This is a genomic window from Streptomyces sp. GDS52 (assembly GCF_052246875.1).
GTDB classification, from domain to species: Bacteria; Actinomycetota; Actinomycetes; order Streptomycetales; family Streptomycetaceae; genus Streptomyces; species Streptomyces cathayae.
In genome coordinates this window covers 2,893,765-2,910,112 of the sequence record NZ_CM125966.1, presented here as the reverse complement: position 1 = coordinate 2,910,112, position 16,348 = coordinate 2,893,765, and the positions used below count along the sequence as shown (strand labels likewise).

21 protein-coding genes are annotated in these 16,348 nt (G+C 68.2%); 17 read left to right on the top strand and 4 right to left on the bottom strand.

The genetic code is table 11. From position 1 onward, the window contains the following. Nucleotides 1-109: 109 nt before the first annotated feature. On the bottom strand, nt 110-931 hold the full coding sequence (locus tag ACTWJ9_RS13125; RefSeq protein ID WP_443295881.1) for an SAM-dependent methyltransferase: 822 nt from the start codon (nt 929-931) through the stop codon (nt 110-112). A gap of 1,567 nt (nt 932-2,498) precedes the next feature. Between ACTWJ9_RS13125 and ACTWJ9_RS13120 the strand changes: the two genes are divergently transcribed. Both ACTWJ9_RS13120 and ACTWJ9_RS13115 read left to right on the top strand, forming a co-directional pair. After that, nucleotides 2,499-3,368 carry a helix-turn-helix domain-containing protein gene (locus ACTWJ9_RS13120; RefSeq protein WP_387036792.1) on the top strand — a complete coding sequence of 290 codons (870 nt, stop codon included), beginning with the start codon at nt 2,499-2,501 and terminating at the stop codon, nt 3,366-3,368. Next, entirely contained in the window at nt 3,365-3,574 is a 210-nt protein-coding gene (locus ACTWJ9_RS13115; protein WP_388704636.1) for a DUF397 domain-containing protein, read from the top strand. The genes ACTWJ9_RS13120 and ACTWJ9_RS13115 overlap by 4 nt, the downstream gene beginning before the upstream one ends. A 55-nt stretch (nt 3,575-3,629) precedes the next feature. On the opposite strand, the gene ACTWJ9_RS13110 is transcribed toward ACTWJ9_RS13115, so the two are convergent. After that, entirely contained in the window at nt 3,630-3,956 is a 327-nt protein-coding gene (locus tag ACTWJ9_RS13110; RefSeq protein ID WP_279334432.1) for a YrhB domain-containing protein, read from the bottom strand. A 124-nt stretch (nt 3,957-4,080) separates the two neighbouring features. Here ACTWJ9_RS13110 and ACTWJ9_RS13105 point away from each other — a divergent pair, with 124 nt between their 5' ends. Next, entirely contained in the window at nt 4,081-4,485 is a 405-nt protein-coding gene (locus tag ACTWJ9_RS13105) for a hypothetical protein (RefSeq protein ID WP_279334431.1), read from the top strand. A gap of 25 nt (nt 4,486-4,510) precedes the next feature. On the opposite strand, the gene ACTWJ9_RS13100 is transcribed toward ACTWJ9_RS13105, so the two are convergent. Next, the gene (locus ACTWJ9_RS13100; RefSeq protein WP_443295738.1) at nt 4,511-5,974 is read right to left on the bottom strand and encodes an FAD-binding oxidoreductase; all 1,464 of its coding nucleotides are present in this window, start codon (nt 5,972-5,974) and stop codon (nt 4,511-4,513) included. Nucleotides 5,975-6,253: 279 nt separating this feature from the next. Between ACTWJ9_RS13100 and gdhA the strand changes: the two genes are divergently transcribed. Further along, a complete protein-coding gene (gene gdhA / locus ACTWJ9_RS13095; RefSeq protein ID WP_279334429.1) occupies nt 6,254-7,612 on the top strand; it encodes an NADP-specific glutamate dehydrogenase in 1,359 nt (452 codons plus the stop codon). A 118-nt stretch (nt 7,613-7,730) separates the two neighbouring features. Then, nucleotides 7,731-8,063 (top strand): cupin domain-containing protein, encoded by a 333-nt coding sequence (locus tag ACTWJ9_RS13090; RefSeq protein WP_443295737.1) that lies wholly within the window; start codon nt 7,731-7,733, stop codon nt 8,061-8,063. A gap of 133 nt (nt 8,064-8,196) precedes the next feature. Here ACTWJ9_RS13090 and ACTWJ9_RS13085 read toward each other — a convergent pair whose 3' ends face one another. Continuing rightward, on the bottom strand, nt 8,197-9,954 hold the full coding sequence (locus tag ACTWJ9_RS13085; protein ID WP_387036768.1) for a hypothetical protein: 1,758 nt from the start codon (nt 9,952-9,954) through the stop codon (nt 8,197-8,199). Nucleotides 9,955-10,418: 464 nt separating this feature from the next. On the opposite strand from ACTWJ9_RS13085, the gene rpsJ reads away from it, so the two are divergent. From rpsJ to rplN, 12 genes are all read left to right on the top strand, one after another. Next, on the top strand, nt 10,419-10,727 hold the full coding sequence (rpsJ, locus tag ACTWJ9_RS13080; protein WP_003948644.1) for a 30S ribosomal protein S10: 309 nt from the start codon (nt 10,419-10,421) through the stop codon (nt 10,725-10,727). An 18-nt stretch (nt 10,728-10,745) separates the two neighbouring features. Beyond that, nucleotides 10,746-11,390: a 50S ribosomal protein L3 gene (gene rplC, locus ACTWJ9_RS13075; RefSeq protein WP_279334426.1), complete on the top strand. Its 645-nt coding sequence runs from the start codon at nt 10,746-10,748 to the stop codon at nt 11,388-11,390. A gap of 7 nt (nt 11,391-11,397) precedes the next feature. Next, nucleotides 11,398-12,057 carry a 50S ribosomal protein L4 gene (rplD, locus tag ACTWJ9_RS13070; protein ID WP_109381517.1) on the top strand — a complete coding sequence of 220 codons (660 nt, stop codon included), beginning with the start codon at nt 11,398-11,400 and terminating at the stop codon, nt 12,055-12,057. Next, a complete protein-coding gene (gene rplW, locus ACTWJ9_RS13065) occupies nt 12,057-12,476 on the top strand; it encodes a 50S ribosomal protein L23 (RefSeq protein ID WP_202275738.1) in 420 nt (139 codons plus the stop codon). Before rplD ends, rplW begins: the two co-directional genes overlap by 1 nt. Nucleotides 12,477-12,528: 52 nt before the next feature. Next, a complete protein-coding gene (rplB, locus tag ACTWJ9_RS13060; RefSeq protein ID WP_279334425.1) occupies nt 12,529-13,365 on the top strand; it encodes a 50S ribosomal protein L2 in 837 nt (278 codons plus the stop codon). Nucleotides 13,366-13,377: 12 nt separating this feature from the next. Continuing rightward, complete coding sequence (rpsS, locus tag ACTWJ9_RS13055; RefSeq protein ID WP_003948639.1) at nt 13,378-13,659, top strand: 30S ribosomal protein S19; 282 nt, start codon at nt 13,378-13,380, stop codon at nt 13,657-13,659. 42 nt (nt 13,660-13,701) lie between these two features. Then, nucleotides 13,702-14,049, top strand: coding sequence for a 50S ribosomal protein L22 (gene rplV / locus ACTWJ9_RS13050; protein WP_044571671.1), 348 nt, complete (start codon nt 13,702-13,704; stop codon nt 14,047-14,049). Continuing rightward, nucleotides 14,049-14,876 (top strand): 30S ribosomal protein S3, encoded by an 828-nt coding sequence (rpsC, locus tag ACTWJ9_RS13045; protein ID WP_004927271.1) that lies wholly within the window; start codon nt 14,049-14,051, stop codon nt 14,874-14,876. Before rplV ends, rpsC begins: the two co-directional genes overlap by 1 nt. A gap of 5 nt (nt 14,877-14,881) precedes the next feature. Then, complete coding sequence (rplP, locus tag ACTWJ9_RS13040; protein ID WP_109381513.1) at nt 14,882-15,301, top strand: 50S ribosomal protein L16; 420 nt, start codon at nt 14,882-14,884, stop codon at nt 15,299-15,301. Beyond that, a complete protein-coding gene (gene rpmC, locus ACTWJ9_RS13035; RefSeq protein ID WP_003974259.1) occupies nt 15,301-15,525 on the top strand; it encodes a 50S ribosomal protein L29 in 225 nt (74 codons plus the stop codon). The genes rplP and rpmC overlap by 1 nt, the downstream gene beginning before the upstream one ends. After that, nucleotides 15,525-15,812: a 30S ribosomal protein S17 gene (gene rpsQ, locus ACTWJ9_RS13030; RefSeq protein ID WP_279334424.1), complete on the top strand. Its 288-nt coding sequence runs from the start codon at nt 15,525-15,527 to the stop codon at nt 15,810-15,812. Before rpmC ends, rpsQ begins: the two co-directional genes overlap by 1 nt. Nucleotides 15,813-15,979: 167 nt before the next feature. Next, nucleotides 15,980-16,348: a 50S ribosomal protein L14 gene (gene rplN / locus ACTWJ9_RS13025; protein ID WP_003992364.1), complete on the top strand. Its 369-nt coding sequence runs from the start codon at nt 15,980-15,982 to the stop codon at nt 16,346-16,348.

Here is a 16,348-nt window from a genome sequence, read left to right as displayed (position 1 = left end):
CGCTGCTCCGGCTGCAGTGGCCCGCCGTGGCGAAGTCCCGCCGGGTGCCGTGTCGGGCGGCAGGGCATGGGTGCGGATCTGGTGCTCGCCGGGCCTGCTCGGGGCGGGGTCAGCTCTTGCGTGCCACCGCCACGTAGGCCCCGCTGCGGACGTCTTCCTGGCCGGGAACCGGCTCTCCGAGTTCCGGGTGCCAGTCCTCGGCGGCCACGATGCCCGGGGCCACGGGCTCCAGACCCTCGAAGAAGCGGGCGAAGCGCTCCCGGCTGCGCATGTCCATGGTGAGCCCGCCCGCCTTGTACAGGTCGGTGACCTTCCGCGAAGCCTCCTCCGGGTGGAAATCGGGGGTGAGGTGGGAAATGATCAGGTAACTTCCTGGAGCCAGGGCTTCCTTGAGGTGTTCGACCAGTTCGTAGGCGCCGTCCTCGTTGCTGATGAAGTGCAGCAGTGCGATCAGCGAGAGCGCGATCGGCCGGTCGAAGTCCAGGGTCCTACGGGCGTGTTCCAGGATGGCGGCGGTGTCACGGGCGTCCGCCTGCACGTAGTCGACGCCCCCTTCAGAGGTGCCCCGGAGCAGCGCTTCGGAGTGGGCCAGCACGATCGGGTCGTTGTCGCAGTAGACGACGCGCGCGTCGGGTGCGATCTCCTGGGCGACCTGGTGGAGGTTGGGCTCGGTGGGGATGCCGGTGCCGATGTCGAGGAACTGGCGCACGCCCTGGCCGGCCACCCAGCGTGTGGCGCGGTGCATGAAAGCCCGGTTCATCCGCGCCATGACCGGGATGTCCGGCGCGAACCCCACCAACTGCCTGCCCAGTTCCTCGTCCGCCGGGTAGTTGTCCTTGCCGCCGAGGAACCAGTCGTACATCCGCGCCGGATGCGGCTTGCCGGTGTCGATCCGCGCGGGGGTGTCCAAGCCTGTGTCCTGCTGCTCCATCGTGATTACCCTTGCCGCGCACGGGAGTTGACCTGTGAAAGTGGTGGTCACGATAGCCAGTTCCCGATCGACGCGGACCGCCGGGAACCCCGGGCGGGCGGAGCGGCTGACGGCAGAGTGCGGGGCGATCAGGCGCCCCGGACATAGGCGCGTCGGGGCGGGGGCACCAGCCCAGGTAGGTGACCTGGACGACGTAGACGCGTTCGCTGCGCACGACGATCTGGTACGTGAACATCCCGCCGTGAACGGTGACGTCGCCGCCCTTCGGGTCGTCACTGTCGTACGCGCGGCCGTGCAGGTACCGTACTTCGGCCGCTCTGACCAGTTCAGCGGCCTTGTGTTCCACTTCGGAGAGGAAGGCGGACGGGGGTTGTGTCGCCGTAGGCCGGTGAGGAGGTCGGTGGCCTGCTGGAGGAGTGCGGGGGCGGTGCAGTCGGGCTGGGGCGTGCGCTCCGCCGCCGGCCGGGGTCGCGGGGTAAAACGCGGTTGCCGGGCGGGGCAGCCGGTGTCCGCCGTCTCGCGCCGGGGCCTCGGCTGGTTGCAGGAGATCGTGCGGGTGACGATGCGGCCGGAGGGTGTGCGGACGCGTTCGCGACGCAGGTAGCCGTGGGTCTCCGGCCCCCGCAGGGCGACGGAGATGCGGGTGGTGCCCTCCTGGAAGTGGGCGGCGAGGCTCTTGATGTCCACGGGGGTGCCGCTGGGCAGCGACTGGATGTGGCAGCCGAGGCCGATCGCGAGCAGTGACAACTGCTGGTGTTGGGCGAGGTGGTTGCCGATCAGCACGAAGCGGGCGGTGTGGCGGGTGTTCTCGTGGATGACGCCGCCGCCGCGGTCCGCGAGCGCGTCCAGGAGGATCAGGCTGCGGCCCGACTCGGTTTCGGCAGAGGGCGGTTGAAGCTCGGGCGGGCGTTCGCAGCGGGTATCGGTCACCTCGATGCGGAGCGTGCCGTCGACCGCGTGAAGCACGAGGCGGAAATCCCGGCCGGGGACACGGCCGTGAGGTGGAAGGCAGCAGCATGCTGAAGTGGGGGAGGGGCGGCGCGCAGCGTGGTGGGTGGACTGGACGAGGCCGAATGCACCGTCCGTATTCCTGACCGGCTGGACGCTGAAGGTCGCGCGCCCGCTTTCCGGGAGGACACACTGTCCCAAAAGCGTGAGCATTTCGACGGCAACTACCCTCACGGCGCTCGTTTGAGCGCTTGCGTGACACATGTCTGCCGACTGCTCACGCTTTTCCGCGAGGCATGTCTCTCCGGCCCTGCAATGCCGGGGCCGTGAAGATCCCATGTGTCGCCCGGCGGGACGCCTTCTGTGTCTGTGCCGGTGGTCCGTCGTCGTTGAGTGTCGTCGGTCGCGGGTGACCGGTATGGCGTAGTGACGCTCGAAAGTGTGAATTGCGCCTTTGGTTCACCAGGGAGGGCTGTCGCGATCTATCGTGAGTTGTGACGGATCGGCTACGTGTGGCGACTGTCGGTTGGTTGTCCGGTGCTGTCCGGGCCGTCGGGGCGGTTGGTATGGGTAGGGCGTCGCGGTACGGCGCGGGACGACGGAGGGGTGTGGCATGACGATGGATGGCGAGGCGGTACGAAGCAGGAGTGAGGCGGACGAGCCGGGATGGGAGGTGGATCCGGAGGACGAGTGGGGCGTCGCGGTCATCACCACGGTGGGCCGTCAGTTGAAGCTGCGGCGGGAAGCGAGGGGGATGCGGGTCGGCGAGTTCGGGGCGGCGGTCGGGTACGGGGACGACCTGGTCTACAAGGTCGAGAGTGGGAAGCGGATTCCTCAGCCGGAGTATCTGGACAGGGCCGACGAGGTGTTGGGAGCGGACGGGCTGCTCTCGGCGGCCTGGGAGGACGTGAAGAAGGTCCGGTATCCGAAGAGCGTGCGGGCGCTGGCGGAGCTGGAGGCCAGGGCGGTCGAGCTGGGCGTGTACGTCGGACTCAGCATCCATGGGTTGTTGCAGACACCGGAGCATGCGCGAGCTTTGTTCGAGGTGTCCCAGTCCGCCCACTCGGACGAAGAGTTGGATGAGCTGGTGGCCGCGCGCATGGGACGTAAGTCGATCTTCGAGCGGAGTCCGGCCCCGATGCTCAGCTTCGTCCAAGAAGAGGTGGCGCTGCGCCGACGGGTTGGGGGCACAATGGTGTGGCGTCAGCAACTCGAACACCTGCTGGAGGTGGCGCAGCGGCGCAACGTCACTTTTCAGGTGATGCCGACGGGCGCGGGGGAGCACCCTGGGCTGAGCGGCAAGATCGAGGTGCTGAAGTTCGGGGACGGTACGGCAGTGGGGCGCTCTGATGGAGCGTTCAATGGTCGCCCGACCTCTGAACTGAAGCAGCTCCGCATCCTTGAACTGAGGTACAGCACCATTCGGGCTCAGGCTCTTTGTCCGAGGGAGTCCCTGGCCTTCATCGAGCAACTGCTGGGAGAAGAATGATCCACGAGACCGCTGCCGGTGAGGCCTCCGAACTGGGATGGTTCAAGAGCAGTTACAGCGACGGCCCCGAGGGCGACTCCTGCGTGGAGATCGCGATAGCGCACCGCACCGTCCACGTCCGCGACTCCAAGAACGTGGCAGGTCCTCGGCTCGCCCTCGCGCCGGGCGCGTGGACGAGCTTCGTGACGTACGCGTCGGAGCGCTGACACCCCAACGGCACGCTCCCCGCGCCTTCGCCCTGGCCTCACGGACGGCAGGCCGTCAACCAGGCGTCCCGGCATCTCGATGGCCCCTCTTCGGAGGCCAGCTGCCGGATGCGCGCATCTCCATGTACTGCTCGGTCGCGGGGAATGTCGGCGCCATGTGGGCAGGCGTGCCGTCATGTGGCACAACGACGACCGGGCTGAATGGCTTCTTCGTGAAGTCGCCCGTCTCGATGTGCTCCTTCAGGTCGAAGCACACGGTCCATCCGTAGGTGAACTCGACGGCCGTGTCCGGGAGCATGACCACCGAATCTGCTTGCTCCTGACAGGGGCCGCTCTTCACGAAGTGGAAGGCAGCTGCTACTGCCTCCTCCTTGGTCACCATTTCTTCGGCTCCATCGCGGTATGGAACATGTCCCTCGGCGCCCTGGCCCGGGCCGCCTTCTCCCGGGGCCCATCAAACCTCGACCACGCCCGTCCTTTACGCCGCCGTCCAGATCACCGTGCCGATGTGGGTCCGGCCCCATCTGGTCACCCCGGACCGGACCACCGTGCCGATCGAGTCCGGCATCCCCATCAGCATCCAGGACGAGAGCGCCAGAGAGATCGTCGTGCACCCCGATCTACCCGGTGCCTGGATCACCTCCCAACGGACACTGGACGCCGCCGGTCAGCCGTCCTCCCCGCCGTCGTCCTTCGGCGACTGCCTGTACGGCGAGTCGGACATCCCCAGCCTGCAGCACGTCGACCGCTGCATCACCGACCTCGGGGCCCAGGGCTACCAGCAACAGGTGACGTACCATCCCGCCGGTGACTTCTGGGCCCTGCAATGGGCCGAGACCGGGATCTACCTCGGCCTCGCCCTGGCCCTGACCGGATTCTGCGCCTGGTGGATCCGCCGCCGGCTGAACTGACGGACACCCCCGACATGGGACGCCCTCAACTCTTCGGCTTGATGTTGGCGTTGAGGTGGAAGAGGTTCGCGGGGTCGTACTTCGCCTTGACCGTCGAGAGGCGTTCGTAGTTCGTGCCGTAGCCCTCGCGCAGCAGCTGCTCGCCCTCCTCGAGGAAGCCGGGGAAGTTGAGGTAGACGCCTCCGGTGGAGAACGAGCTCAGGTCGGCGAAGGTGCCGCGCACCCAGGTCATGTTCTCGGCCGAGTCGGCCTCCGCCTCCCAGTTCGCCTCGATTCCGAGCAGGTAGGGGGCGCCGCGGTTGGCGAAGGCGGTCTCCTCCTCGCCGACGCGGGCCATGGCGCCGCCCTGATACCAGACGTCGATGGTGCTCCGGGGCGAAGGCGCCGAGGCGGCGCGCTCGGCGAGCCGCTCGATCAGCTCGTCGCCGAGTTCGGGCACGTTCACGGACTTCCAGTAGTAGTGCAGGCCGTCGGGGTAGTCCTCGTCCAGGATCGCCTGGACCTCGGTGTAGGGCATGGGGCCGCTGAGGTCGAGGATCGGGTCGGCGATCTCCCGCAGCGGCCGCAGCAGCCGCTCTCCTTCCACCGGGTCGCCCGGGTACGGCGCGAGCAGGGCGGTGAAGTCCTTCCCGTGCGCCTCGGGCGGGAAGGGCTCCACCGCCGGGACCTTCCCGAGGACTCCGATCGGGGCGAAGTCGTCCGGATGCCGGGACAGGTAGTGCTCGCAGGCTCGCAGCACCTCCCGGGTGCGGTCCGCGGGGTAGAGCACGAAGCAGAGGAAGACCTCCGGCCCGAGGGGGTGCAGGCGGTACTCGAACGAGGTGACGACGCCGAAGTTGCCGCCACCGCCCCGGACCGCCCAGAAGAGGTCCTGGTGCTGGCTCTCGTCGGCGACCAGGAGGCGCCCGTCCGCGGTGACCACCCGTACGGACAGGAGATTGTCGCAGCTCAACCCGTGTTTACGTCGGAGCCAGCCCATGCCCCCGGACAAGGTCAGGCCCGCCACCCCCGTCTCCGTCACCACGCCCAGCGGAGCGGCGAGCCCATGGCGCTGGGTCGCCCGGTCGATGTCCCCCAACGTGCAGCCGCCCTGTGCGACCGCCCTGCGCCGCTCCGGGTCGACATCGACCCCTCGCATCTCCGACAGGTCGATGACCAGACCACCGTCGCAGACCGCCTGACCGGCGACGCCGTGTCCGCCGCCGCGCACGGCGACGAGCAGCTCGTTGTCGCGGGCGAAGTCGACCGCGGCGACCACGTCCTCGTCGCCCGCGCACCGGACCACCAGCGCCGGACGCCTGTCGATCATGCCGTTCCAGAGCTGTCGGACAGGCTCGTAGTCGGCCTCCCCGGGCCGGACGATCCGGCCCCGCACCCTGGAGGCCAACGCGTCCACCAGGGAGTTCGGAACGTCCGCCTGCCTGTGGCGCCGTCCCTCCTCCCCCTTGACCGGCGTGCCGCTGTGGCCGTGGCTGTGACTCCCGCCCATGGGGATCACCTCCCGGCTTTCAGCATCACGCCTGGCGGGAGGAGCCGCCATGTGAGTTCTCGGCGCACCGCGCCGACCGTCCCGCGCTTCGTCCGAAGGGTCTCGAATGGCGGACAATTGTGCGAGGCCCTTGGCCTTCTGCTTAACACATGAGTAACACTGAAGGGTCGACTGCTGTATCGAGAATCCACGAGGCGGTCGCCGTCCTGCGCGAGGCAATGGCGCCGCGCGCCCACCACCGGGCCCGTTCCGGTGTCAGCCGCGCCAGAAAGGGACCCCGTGACTTCACGACCCGACTTCACCTCCTCGCTCGAGCAGTTGCGTACCGAGATCCTGCGCCGCAATCCGGCCGAACCCGAGTTCCACCAGGCCGCGCGCGAGGTACTGGACACCCTCGGGCCGGTGTTCAGGGCGCGTCCGGAGTACGCGGAACCGGGGCTCGTCGAGCGGCTCATCGAGCCGGAGCGGCAGATCATCTTCCGGGTGCCGTGGCAGGACGACCAGGGGTGCGTTCACGTCAACCGCGGATTCCGGATCGAATACAACAGCGCCCTCGGCCCGTACAAGGGCGGTCTGCGCTTCCACCCCTCGGTGAACCTCGGGATCATCAAGTTCCTCGGTTTCGAGCAGGTCTTCAAGAACGCGCTGACCGGGCTCGGCATCGGCGGCGGCAAGGGCGGCAGCGACTTCGACCCGCAGGGCCGCAGCGACGCGGAGGTCATGCGCTTCTGCCAGTCGTTCATGACGGAGCTGTACCGGCACATCGGTGAGTACACCGACGTACCGGCGGGCGACATCGGTGTCGGCGCCCGCGAGATCGGCTACCTGTTCGGCCAGTACCGGCGGATCACCAACCGCTGGGAGGGCGGCGTCCTGACCGGCAAGCGCGCCGGCTGGGGCGGCTCGCTGATACGGCCGGAGGCGACCGGATACGGCAACGTGCTGTTCGCGGAGGCGATGCTGCACGAGCGTGGCGAGGAACTGGAGGGCCAGACCGCGGTCGTCTCCGGATCCGGAAACGTCGCGCTCTACACCATCCAGAAGCTGACGGCCCTCGGCGCCAACCCGGTGACCTGCTCCGACTCCAGCGGCTACGTGGTCGACGAGAAGGGCATCGACCTGGAGCTGCTGTGCCAGATCAAGGAGGTCGAGCGCGGCCGGGTGAGCACGTACGCCGAGCGGCGCGGCGCCTCCGCGCGGTTCGTGCCCGGTGGGCGGGTCTGGGAGGTCCCGGCCGACATCGCCCTGCCGTCGGCGACGCAGAACGAGCTGAACGCGGACGCCGCCGCCGTACTCATCCGCAACGGCGTGAAGGCGGTGTCGGAGGGCGCGAACATGCCGACGACGCCGGACGCCGTACAGCTCTTCCAGAAGGCCGGAGTCGCCTTCGGGCCCGGCAAGGCCGCGAACGCGGGCGGGGTCGCGGTCAGCGCGCTGGAGATGACGCAGAACGCGTCGCGCACGACGTGGAAGGCCGACCAGGTCGAGAACGAGCTGGCCCGCATCATGACCGACATCCACAACACGTGTGCCGAGACCGCCGAGCGTTACGGCTCCCCCGGCGACTACGTCACGGGCGCGAACATCGCCGGCTTCGAGCGGGTCGCGGACGCGGTCCTGGCGCAGGGCGTCATCTGACGGTGCCGAGGTCGGTGCCGAGCGGGGAAGGGCCGAGGGCCCTTCCCCGCTCGGGCTGAGGGGGAGTACCCCACATGGCCCTGGTGTGCGCCTCGTGCGGCCGGGAAGACTGGGAGGCATGCAGAAGCTCTCCCTCGACGCCCTCGCCCGCGAGCACCTCGAACACGCTGCCGCCGCCTCCACCGGCCGCAGTGCGAGCACGGTCTACGGCGGCCACGAGCACGTCCTGCGCCAGACCCTCCTCGCCCTGACCGCCGGTACCTCCCTCGCCGAGCACGACAGCCCCGGCGAGGCGACCCTGCTGGTCCTGAGCGGTCGCGTCCGCCTCACCAGCGGCGACACCTTGTGGGAGGGCCGGACCGGCGACCTGCTCACCATCCCACCGGCCCGCCACGGCCTGGAGGCACTGGAGGACGCGGCGGTGATCCTCACGGTCGCCAAAAAGGGCTGAGGAGCCTGCGAGGAGCACAGCGGCGCACGGCGTGCGGGAAGTCAGCGGTGCGCCGGCCGGCCCCGCTTCCCGTACACGCTTCCGGAGTGGGGAGCGTGTACGGCGTGCGGCCCGGAGGCGTCGGCAGGGGTCGTCAGATGCGGTGGACGGTGTGCAGGGTCCGGGCATAAGTGCCCGTGCCGTCCAGGAGGGAAGCGCCCCCCAGGTCCGACATGGTGGGGCCGTTGATCGTCTTGCGGCTGGACAGGAAGCGGCGCTTGCCGGCCGTGTCCGTGCCGAGGTGGATGCCGACGTGGTCTGCCGTGGCCGTAGGGCCGTCGTCGCCCGAGTCCGCGTTGAACAGCACGAGATCGCCCGGCTGAAGAAGCTCCGCTGCGGGCGGGTTCACCCCGTCGGTGCGGGCGATGCGCACCCCCGGGGTGTAGTCGGCCATGTCGCGGGAACGCCGGGGTATCCGGGTGCCGGAAGTGTCCTCCTTCGCGGCCATCGGCACCCCCATGTGGTAGCCGTACACCATGCGCGTGTAGCCCGAGCAGTCGAGAGCGCCCTTCTGAGCGCTGTGCGGACCCGTGTGGGCGCCGTCGGGGAAGGTCCAGCCGATGTCCATGTACTCGTGGAAGTCGGCGCCCTCGACGCGGTAGCCCCCCGCGTTCTCGTAGCCGTACTTCGCCGCGCCCAGGACCTTCTTGCCCTCCGCCGGTCCGGAGCCGGAGATCACCTCGGGGGCGCCGGGCAGGAACATGGCCGAGTAGGCCAGGACGTCCGGCGCGGTGGAGCCGGACCAGGCGCGGACGGTGCTCTCCAGTTCCGGTGTCCAGTTCCCGTCGAAGGGCTCGGGCAGCACCCGCACCCAGTCCCCGTGCGTGACGGTCGGGGGTTCGGCCCAGGTGGCCTCGGTCACCTGGAAGCGGCTGACGAGCAGCTTCATCGGCAGGCTGGTGCAGCCCTGGTTGGCCAGCGCGCGCAGGCCGACCCGTCCGGCGCCGAGGTCCGAGTCGGTCACGTCGACCAGCCACTTGGACGGCTCAGCCGACGCGGACGCCCAGGCCTTGACGCGGATCCGGCTGCCCTCGCGGCGCACCCGGATCGTCCAGTCCGTGCCCGCGGGCACGCCCGTGGCGAGGGTGAGGGCCGAGGTCGTCAACTGGGTGACGACGTCCTTGACCTCCTTCTCCACCCGCAGTTGCACCGCGCCGGAGGTGACGAAGGACAGCCGGGCCCGGTAGTTGTTGCGGGGGTCCTCGTAGCCGAAGGACAGCGCGTAGGAGCATGCCTCTCCGGTGGGCACCTTGTCGAAGCGCGCGACGGACCGGACGTCCACGTCGGCGATGGCGTCGTCACGGACGCTGGCGTGGCGGCTGGCGTTGGCGGTGGTCAGGTTGATGACACCGGTGTCCTGGACCACCGAGTAGTCGGAGTCGACGGGACCGAGGGTGGACCAGCTGCCGCCGCCCGGGGAACTGCCCCAGTACGAGCGCTTGTCCACGGGGAGCTTGAGGTCGGGCAGAGTGCGCTCGAAGAGGTCCGCGAAGGGTCTCTTGTTCTCCGTGAACGTCCGTTCGGGGCCCGGCAGCAGCACGGTCCGTGCGCCGTGCGTCAGGAGGGCGACGCGTCTGCCGCCCGAGGTGATCTCGGTACGGCGTGGAGTGCCCGGCAGCACGGTCGCGGTGAGGGGCGACCGCAGTGTCTCGCGGATGAAGTGGCTGGCGTCCAGCGGCGCCGTCGTGACGGAGGAGGGGGCAGAACCCAGCCCCGACGGAGCCGCGAGCGGCTCGGTAGGTGAGGCCGCGCCGGCGGCATGGGCCGGTGCGGTGGCCGTGCCGGCCAGCGGGAGGGAGGCGGCGGAGGCGGCGAAGACGGCGAGGACACTGCGCCGTGAGGTGTTCGACATGGCAGTCATGATCACTGTTAAGGGGTTCCGCGCCTACCCCGAGCGATCAGTGTTTGGCTCGCGCCACTCCCGGGGTATTCTCATCCGCCCGATTGGCCAGCCCCCCGCCCTTTGTGGCAAACTAGCGGGGTTGCTCGGTCGAGTGCCGATGCTGCGCGCCTCCCGTCGGGGGGACCGGAAGCGAGTCCCACAGTACTCGTCGTCCCACGCATTGCGCCGAGAGGTGCAGGGGCGGACGTACGGGAATCTTCCGGGAAGTGTCAGCGGGGTGCAGGCCAGGCGCCCGGTGGGCCTCTCGCCCCCAGCCGCGGTTCCGGAAGGGTCCGCACTCCCCATACAGGGAAGTTCCGACAAGGGACATCTGTGTCAGCGGGAGCGCGACACGCCCGACCGCGTGGGTCGGAGGGGAGGGCGGGAACACCGGGTTCCGGAGCGTTTACGAGAGACAGGAATACGAAGCAGCCATGGCGGGACAGAAGATCCGCATCCGGCTCAAGGCCTACGACCACGAGGTCATCGATTCCTCGGCGAAGAAGATCGTCGAGACGGTGACGCGTACTGGTGCGTCGGTCGCGGGCCCGGTGCCGCTGCCCACTGAGAAGAACGTGTACTGCGTCATCAAGTCGCCGCACAAGTACAAGGACTCGCGCGAGCACTTCGAGATGCGCACGCACAAGCGCCTCATCGACATCCTCGACCCGACTCCCAAGACCGTTGACTCTCTGATGCGACTCGACCTCCCGGCCGGTGTCGACATCGAGATCAAGCTCTGAGGGCCGGTGATCTGAGAGATGAGCAAGCAGATCAAGGGCATCCTGGGCGAGAAGCTCGGCATGACGCAGGTGTGGGACGAGAACAACCGTGTTGTTCCCGTCACCGTCCTCAAGGCCGGGCCCAACGTCGTCACCCAGGTCCGTACGAACGACGTCGACGGCTACGAGTCCGTGCAGATCGCCTTCGGTGAGATCGACCCGCGCAAGGTGAACAAGCCCCTCAAGGGCCACTTCGCGAAGGCCGACGTCACCCCCCGTCGCCACCTCGTCGAGCTCCGCACTGCGGACGCCTCCGAGTACACGCTGGGCCAGGAAGTCACCGCTGAGGTGTTCGAGGCCGGCGTGAAGGTCGACGTGACCGCGAAGAGCAAGGGCAAGGGCTTCAGTGGCGTCATGAAGCGCCACAACTTCAAGGGCAACAACTCCTCGCACGGTGCCAAGCGTGTGCACCGCATGCCCGGTTCCATCGGCGGTTGCGCCACGCCGGGTCGTGTGTTCAAGGGCCAGCGCATGGCGGGCCGCATGGGCAACGAGCGGGTCACCACCCAGAACCTGACCGTCCACGCCGTTGACGCGGAGAAGGGTCTGCTGCTCATCAAGGGCGCGGTCCCCGGTCCGAACGGCGGCCTCGTCCTGGTCCGCACCGCGGCCAAGGGGGCCTGAGGTAAAGATGAGCACTGTTGACATCCTTTCGCCGGCAGGCGACAAGGCCGGTACCGTCGAGCTCCCCGCGGAGATCTTCGGCGTGGAGAAGGTCAGCATTCCGCTGATCCACCAGGTCGTCGTCGCTCAGCTGGCCGCTGCCCGCCAGGGCACGCACAAGACCAAGACCCGCGGTGAAGTCCGTGGTGGCGGCAGGAAGCCGTACCGCCAGAAGGGCACCGGCCGCGCCCGTCAGGGTTCGACCCGTGCGCCGCAGTTCGCCGGCGGTGGCGTCGTCCACGGCCCGCAGCCGCGCGACTACTCGCAGCGGACCCCGAAGAAGATGAAGGCCGCGGCCCTGCGCCACGCCCTCACCGACCGGGCCCGCCACGACCGCATTCACGTCGTCACCGGCGTGATCGAGGGCGAGACCCCCTCCACGAAGGCCGCCAAGACGCTGTTCGGCAAGATCTCGGAGCGCAAGAACCTGCTCCTGGTCGTCGACCGCGCCGACGAGGCCGCGTGGCTGTCCGCCCGCAACCTGCCCCAGGTGCACATCCTGGAGCCGGGCCAGCTGAACACGTACGACGTTCTCGTCTCGGACGACGTGGTCTTCACCAAGGCCGCTTTCGAGTCCTTCGTCGCCGGCCCGAACAAGGCCAACGACAACGAAGGGAGCGAGGTCTGATGGCTGTCCGTCACCCCTCCGTCGCCTCCAAGGCGGCGAAGAAGGCCAAGGAGGCGCGCCTCAAGAAGGCACGCCGCCACGCCACCGAAGGCAAGAACACCGTCATCACCCCGGTGAGCAAGTCGTTCACGGACCCCCGTGACGTCCTGATCAAGCCGGTCGTGTCGGAGAAGAGCTACGCGCTCATCGACGAGAACAAGTACACGTTCATCGTCGCTCCGGGCTCCAACAAGACGGAGATCAAGGAGGCCGTGCAGGCGGTCTTCTCGGTCAAGGTCACCGGCGTCAACACGATCAACCGCCAGGGCAAGCGCAAGCGCACGCGCACCGGCTTCGGCCAGCGCACGGGCACCAAGCGCGCGATCGTGACCCTTGCCGAGGGCGACCGTATCGACATCTTCGGCGGTCCGACCTCCTGACGGAGGTCGGAACGTCCAGATTTCGGAACAAACTTCCGAGGACTGAGAGACAATGGGTATCCGCAAGTACAAGCCGACGACCCCGGGCCGTCGTGGCTCCAGCGTCGCCGACTTCGTCGAGGTCACGCGGTCCACGCCGGAGAAGTCGCTGGTCCGTCCCCTGCACAGCAAGGGCGGCCGTAACAATTCCGGTCGTGTGACCGTTCGCCACCAGGGTGGCGGACACAAGCGCGCCTACCGCGTGATCGACTTCCGTCGTCACGACAAGGACGGCGTGCCGGCGAAGGTCGCGCACATCGAGTACGACCCCAACCGCACCGCGCGCATCGCGCTCCTGCACTACGCGGACGGCGAGAAGCGCTACATTCTCGCGCCGCGTGGCCTGACTCAGGGCGACCGCGTCGAGAACGGTCCCGGGGCCGACATCAAGCCGGGCAACAACCTCGCCCTGCGCAACATCCCGGTCGGTACGACGCTGCACGCCATCGAGCTGCGTCCCGGCGGCGGCGCCAAGTTCGCCCGCTCCGCCGGCACCTCGGTGCAGCTGCTCGCGAAGGAGGGCACCATGGCCCACCTGCGCATGCCGTCCGGTGAGATCCGCCTGGTCGACGTCCGCTGCCGCGGCACCATCGGCGAGGTCGGCAACGCCGAGCAGAGCAACATCAGCTGGGGCAAGGCCGGTCGTAAGCGCTGGCTGGGCGTCCGCCCGAGCGTGCGTGGTGTGGTCATGAACCCGGTGGACCACCCGCACGGTGGTGGTGAGGGCCGTACCTCCGGTGGTCGCCACCCGGTGTCCCCGTGGGGCCAGAAGGAAGGCCGTACTCGGGCGCCCAAGAAGGCGTCGAACAAGTACATCGTCCGCCGCCGCAAGACGAACAAGAAGCGCTAAGGACGGGTTGAGATGCCTCGTAGCCTGAAGAAGGGGCCCTTCGTCGACGACCACCTGATCAAGAAGGTGGACGTCCAGAACGAAGCCGGCACCAAGAACGTCATCAAGACCTGGTCCCGTCGCTCGATGATCGTCCCGGCCATGCTCGGCCACACGATCGCGGTGCACAACGGCAAGACCCACATTCCGGTGTTCGTCACCGAGTCGATGGTCGGCCACAAGCTCGGCGAGTTCTCGCCGACGCGCACCTTCCGGGGTCACGTCAAGGACGACCGGAAGTCGAAGCGCCGCTAAAGGCGGGGTGGAATGACCATGACAGACACTGGAAGGACAACCATGGAAGCCAGGGCCCAGGCGCGGTACATCCGCGTCACGCCCATGAAGGCCCGCCGTGTGGTGGACCTCATCCGTGGCATGAACGCCACGGAGGCTCAGGCGGTCCTGCGTTTCGCCCCGCAGGCCGCGAGCGTGCCGGTCGGCAAGGTGCTGGACAGCGCCATTGCCAACGCCGCGCACAACTACGACCACACCGACGCCGACAGCCTCGTCATTTCCGAGGCCTACGTCGACGAGGGTCCGACCCTGAAGCGGTTCCGTCCGCGCGCCCAGGGTCGTGCCTACCGGATCCGCAAGCGGACCAGCCACATCACCGTGGTCGTCAGCAGCAAGGAAGGAACCCGGTAATGGGCCAGAAGGTAAACCCGCACGGGTTCCGGCTCGGTGTCACGACCGACTTCAAGTCGCGTTGGTACGCCGACAAGCTGTACAAGGACTACGTCAAGGAAGACGTCGCCATCCGTCGGATGATGACGTCCGGCATGGAGCGCGCCGGCATCTCGAAGGTGGAGATCGAGCGCACCCGTGACCGTGTGCGGGTGGACATCCACACCGCGCGTCCGGGCATCGTCATCGGCCGCCGCGGCGCCGAGGCCGACCGCATCCGCGGCGACCTCGAGAAGCTCACCGGCAAGCAGGTCCAGCTGAACATCCTCGAGGTCAAGAACCCCGAGACGGACGCTCAGCTCGTGGCCCAGGCCGTCGCCGAGCAGCTCTCCTCCCGCGTCTCCTTCCGCCGCGCCATGCGTAAGAGCATGCAGTCGGCGATGAAGGCGGGCGCCAAGGGCATCAAGATCCAGTGCGGTGGCCGTCTCGGTGGCGCCGAGATGTCCCGCTCGGAGTTCTACCGCGAGGGCCGTGTGCCCCTGCACACGCTCCGCGCGAACGTGGACTACGGCTTCTTCGAGGCCAAGACGACCTTCGGCCGTATCGGCGTGAAGGTCTGGATCTACAAGGGCGACGTCAAGAACATCGCCGAGGTCCGCGCCGAGAACGCCGCTGCCCGCGCCGGCAACCGCCCGGCCCGTGGCGGTGCCGACCGCCCGGCCCGTGGTGGCCGCGGTGGCGAGCGTGGCGGGCGCGGTCGCAAGCCGCAGCAGGCTCCGGCTGCCGAGGCCCCCAAGGCCGAGGCTCCCGCCGCCGCTCCGGCTGAGAGCACCGGAACGGAGGCCTGACCGACATGCTGATCCCCCGTAGGGTCAAGCACCGCAAGCAGCACCACCCCAGTCGCAGCGGCATGTCCAAGGGCGGAACGCAGGTCGCGTTCGGCGAGTACGGCATCCAGGCGCTGACCCCGGCGTATGTGACGAACCGCCAGATCGAGGCGGCTCGTATCGCCATGACCCGCCACATCAAGCGTGGTGGCAAGGTCTGGATCAACATCTACCCGGACCGCCCGCTGACGAAGAAGCCGGCCGAGACCCGCATGGGTTCCGGTAAGGGTTCTCCGGAGTGGTGGATCGCCAACGTCAAGCCCGGACGCGTCATGTTCGAGCTGTCGTACCCCAACGAGAAGATCGCCCGTGAGGCGCTGACCCGTGCGGCCCACAAGCTGCCGATGAAGTGCCGGATCGTCAAGCGCGAGGCAGGTGAAGCGTGATGTCGGCCGGTACCAAGGCGTCCGAGCTGCGCGAACTGGGCAACGAGGAGCTTCTGGCGAAGCTCCGCGAGGCCAAGGAAGAGCTGTTCAACCTCCGTTTCCAGGCGGCGACCGGACAGCTCGAGAACCACGGCCGTCTCAAGGCGGTCCGCAAGGACATCGCGCGGATCTACACCCTGATGCGCGAGCGTGAGCTGGGCATCGAAACGGTGGAGAGCGCCTGATGAGCGAGAACAACGTGACTGAGACGAACACCGAGGCTCGCGGTTTCCGCAAGAGCCGTGAGGGCATCGTCGTCAGCGACAAGATGGACAAGACCGTCGTCGTCGCTGTCGAGGACCGCAAGAAGCACGGGCTGTACGGCAAGGTCATCCGCAGCACGAGCAAGCTCAAGGCCCACGACGAGCAGAACGCTGCCGGCGTCGGCGACCGCGTCCTCCTGATGGAGACCCGGCCGCTGTCCGCGACGAAGCACTGGCGCATCGTCGAGATCCTCGAGAAGGCCAAGTAGGTAATTCCCGCAAGGGAATTGCAAAAAGTACGTTCCTGCGGGGCACCCCTCGCAGGACAGTTCCGCCAGGCTCCGACGGGGCTACCGCGCTTGACCAGAGCTCGACCGAGCTCGACCGAAAGTGCGTCAGCCCCGTCGGGGAACCGGCAGACAATCAGGAGATAGACGTGATCCAGCAGGAGTCGCGACTGCGCGTCGCCGACAACACGGGGGCGAAGGAAATCCTTTGCATCCGTGTGCTCGGTGGCTCCGGTCGCCGCTACGCGGGCATCGGCGACGTCATCGTCGCCACCGTCAAGGACGCGATCCCCGGCGGTAACGTGAAGAAGGGTGACGTCATCAAGGCGGTCATCGTTCGCACCGTCAAGGAGCGCCGCCGTCCGGACGGCTCGTACATCCGCTTCGACGAGAACGCCGCCGTCATTCTGAAGAACGACGGCGACCCTCGTGGCACCCGTATCTTCGGCCCGGTCGGCCGAGAGCTGCGCGAGAAGAAGTTCATGAAGATCATCTCCCTCGCGCCGGAGGTGCTGTGA

What these genes read in the sequence shown, in the direction of transcription:
- rplB (WP_279334425.1), top strand. Translation starts at nt 12,529, where the DNA reads ATGGGTATCCGCAAGTACAAGCCGACGACCCCGGGCCGTCGTGGCTCC.
- rpsJ (WP_003948644.1), top strand. Translation starts at nt 10,419, where the DNA reads ATGGCGGGACAGAAGATCCGCATCCGGCTCAAGGCCTACGACCACGAG.
- ACTWJ9_RS13110 (WP_279334432.1), bottom strand. Translation starts at nt 3,956, where the DNA reads ATGGTGACCAAGGAGGAGGCAGTAGCAGCTGCCTTCCACTTCGTGAAG.
- ACTWJ9_RS13085 (WP_387036768.1), bottom strand. Translation starts at nt 9,954, where the DNA reads ATGTCGAACACCTCACGGCGCAGTGTCCTCGCCGTCTTCGCCGCCTCC.
- rplV (WP_044571671.1), top strand. Translation starts at nt 13,702, where the DNA reads ATGGAAGCCAGGGCCCAGGCGCGGTACATCCGCGTCACGCCCATGAAG.
- ACTWJ9_RS13090 (WP_443295737.1), top strand. Translation starts at nt 7,731, where the DNA reads ATGCAGAAGCTCTCCCTCGACGCCCTCGCCCGCGAGCACCTCGAACAC.
- ACTWJ9_RS13100 (WP_443295738.1), bottom strand. Translation starts at nt 5,974, where the DNA reads ATGGGCGGGAGTCACAGCCACGGCCACAGCGGCACGCCGGTCAAGGGG.
- rpmC (WP_003974259.1), top strand. Translation starts at nt 15,301, where the DNA reads ATGTCGGCCGGTACCAAGGCGTCCGAGCTGCGCGAACTGGGCAACGAG.
- rpsS (WP_003948639.1), top strand. Translation starts at nt 13,378, where the DNA reads ATGCCTCGTAGCCTGAAGAAGGGGCCCTTCGTCGACGACCACCTGATC.
- ACTWJ9_RS13125 (WP_443295881.1), bottom strand. Translation starts at nt 931, where the DNA reads ATGGAGCAGCAGGACACAGGCTTGGACACCCCCGCGCGGATCGACACC.
- rplD (WP_109381517.1), top strand. Translation starts at nt 11,398, where the DNA reads ATGAGCACTGTTGACATCCTTTCGCCGGCAGGCGACAAGGCCGGTACC.
- rpsQ (WP_279334424.1), top strand. Translation starts at nt 15,525, where the DNA reads ATGAGCGAGAACAACGTGACTGAGACGAACACCGAGGCTCGCGGTTTC.
- rplP (WP_109381513.1), top strand. Translation starts at nt 14,882, where the DNA reads ATGCTGATCCCCCGTAGGGTCAAGCACCGCAAGCAGCACCACCCCAGT.
- rplC (WP_279334426.1), top strand. Translation starts at nt 10,746, where the DNA reads ATGAGCAAGCAGATCAAGGGCATCCTGGGCGAGAAGCTCGGCATGACG.
- ACTWJ9_RS13105 (WP_279334431.1), top strand. Translation starts at nt 4,081, where the DNA reads ATGTGGGTCCGGCCCCATCTGGTCACCCCGGACCGGACCACCGTGCCG.
- rpsC (WP_004927271.1), top strand. Translation starts at nt 14,049, where the DNA reads ATGGGCCAGAAGGTAAACCCGCACGGGTTCCGGCTCGGTGTCACGACC.
- ACTWJ9_RS13120 (WP_387036792.1), top strand. Translation starts at nt 2,499, where the DNA reads ATGGATGGCGAGGCGGTACGAAGCAGGAGTGAGGCGGACGAGCCGGGA.
- ACTWJ9_RS13115 (WP_388704636.1), top strand. Translation starts at nt 3,365, where the DNA reads ATGATCCACGAGACCGCTGCCGGTGAGGCCTCCGAACTGGGATGGTTC.
- rplW (WP_202275738.1), top strand. Translation starts at nt 12,057, where the DNA reads ATGGCTGTCCGTCACCCCTCCGTCGCCTCCAAGGCGGCGAAGAAGGCC.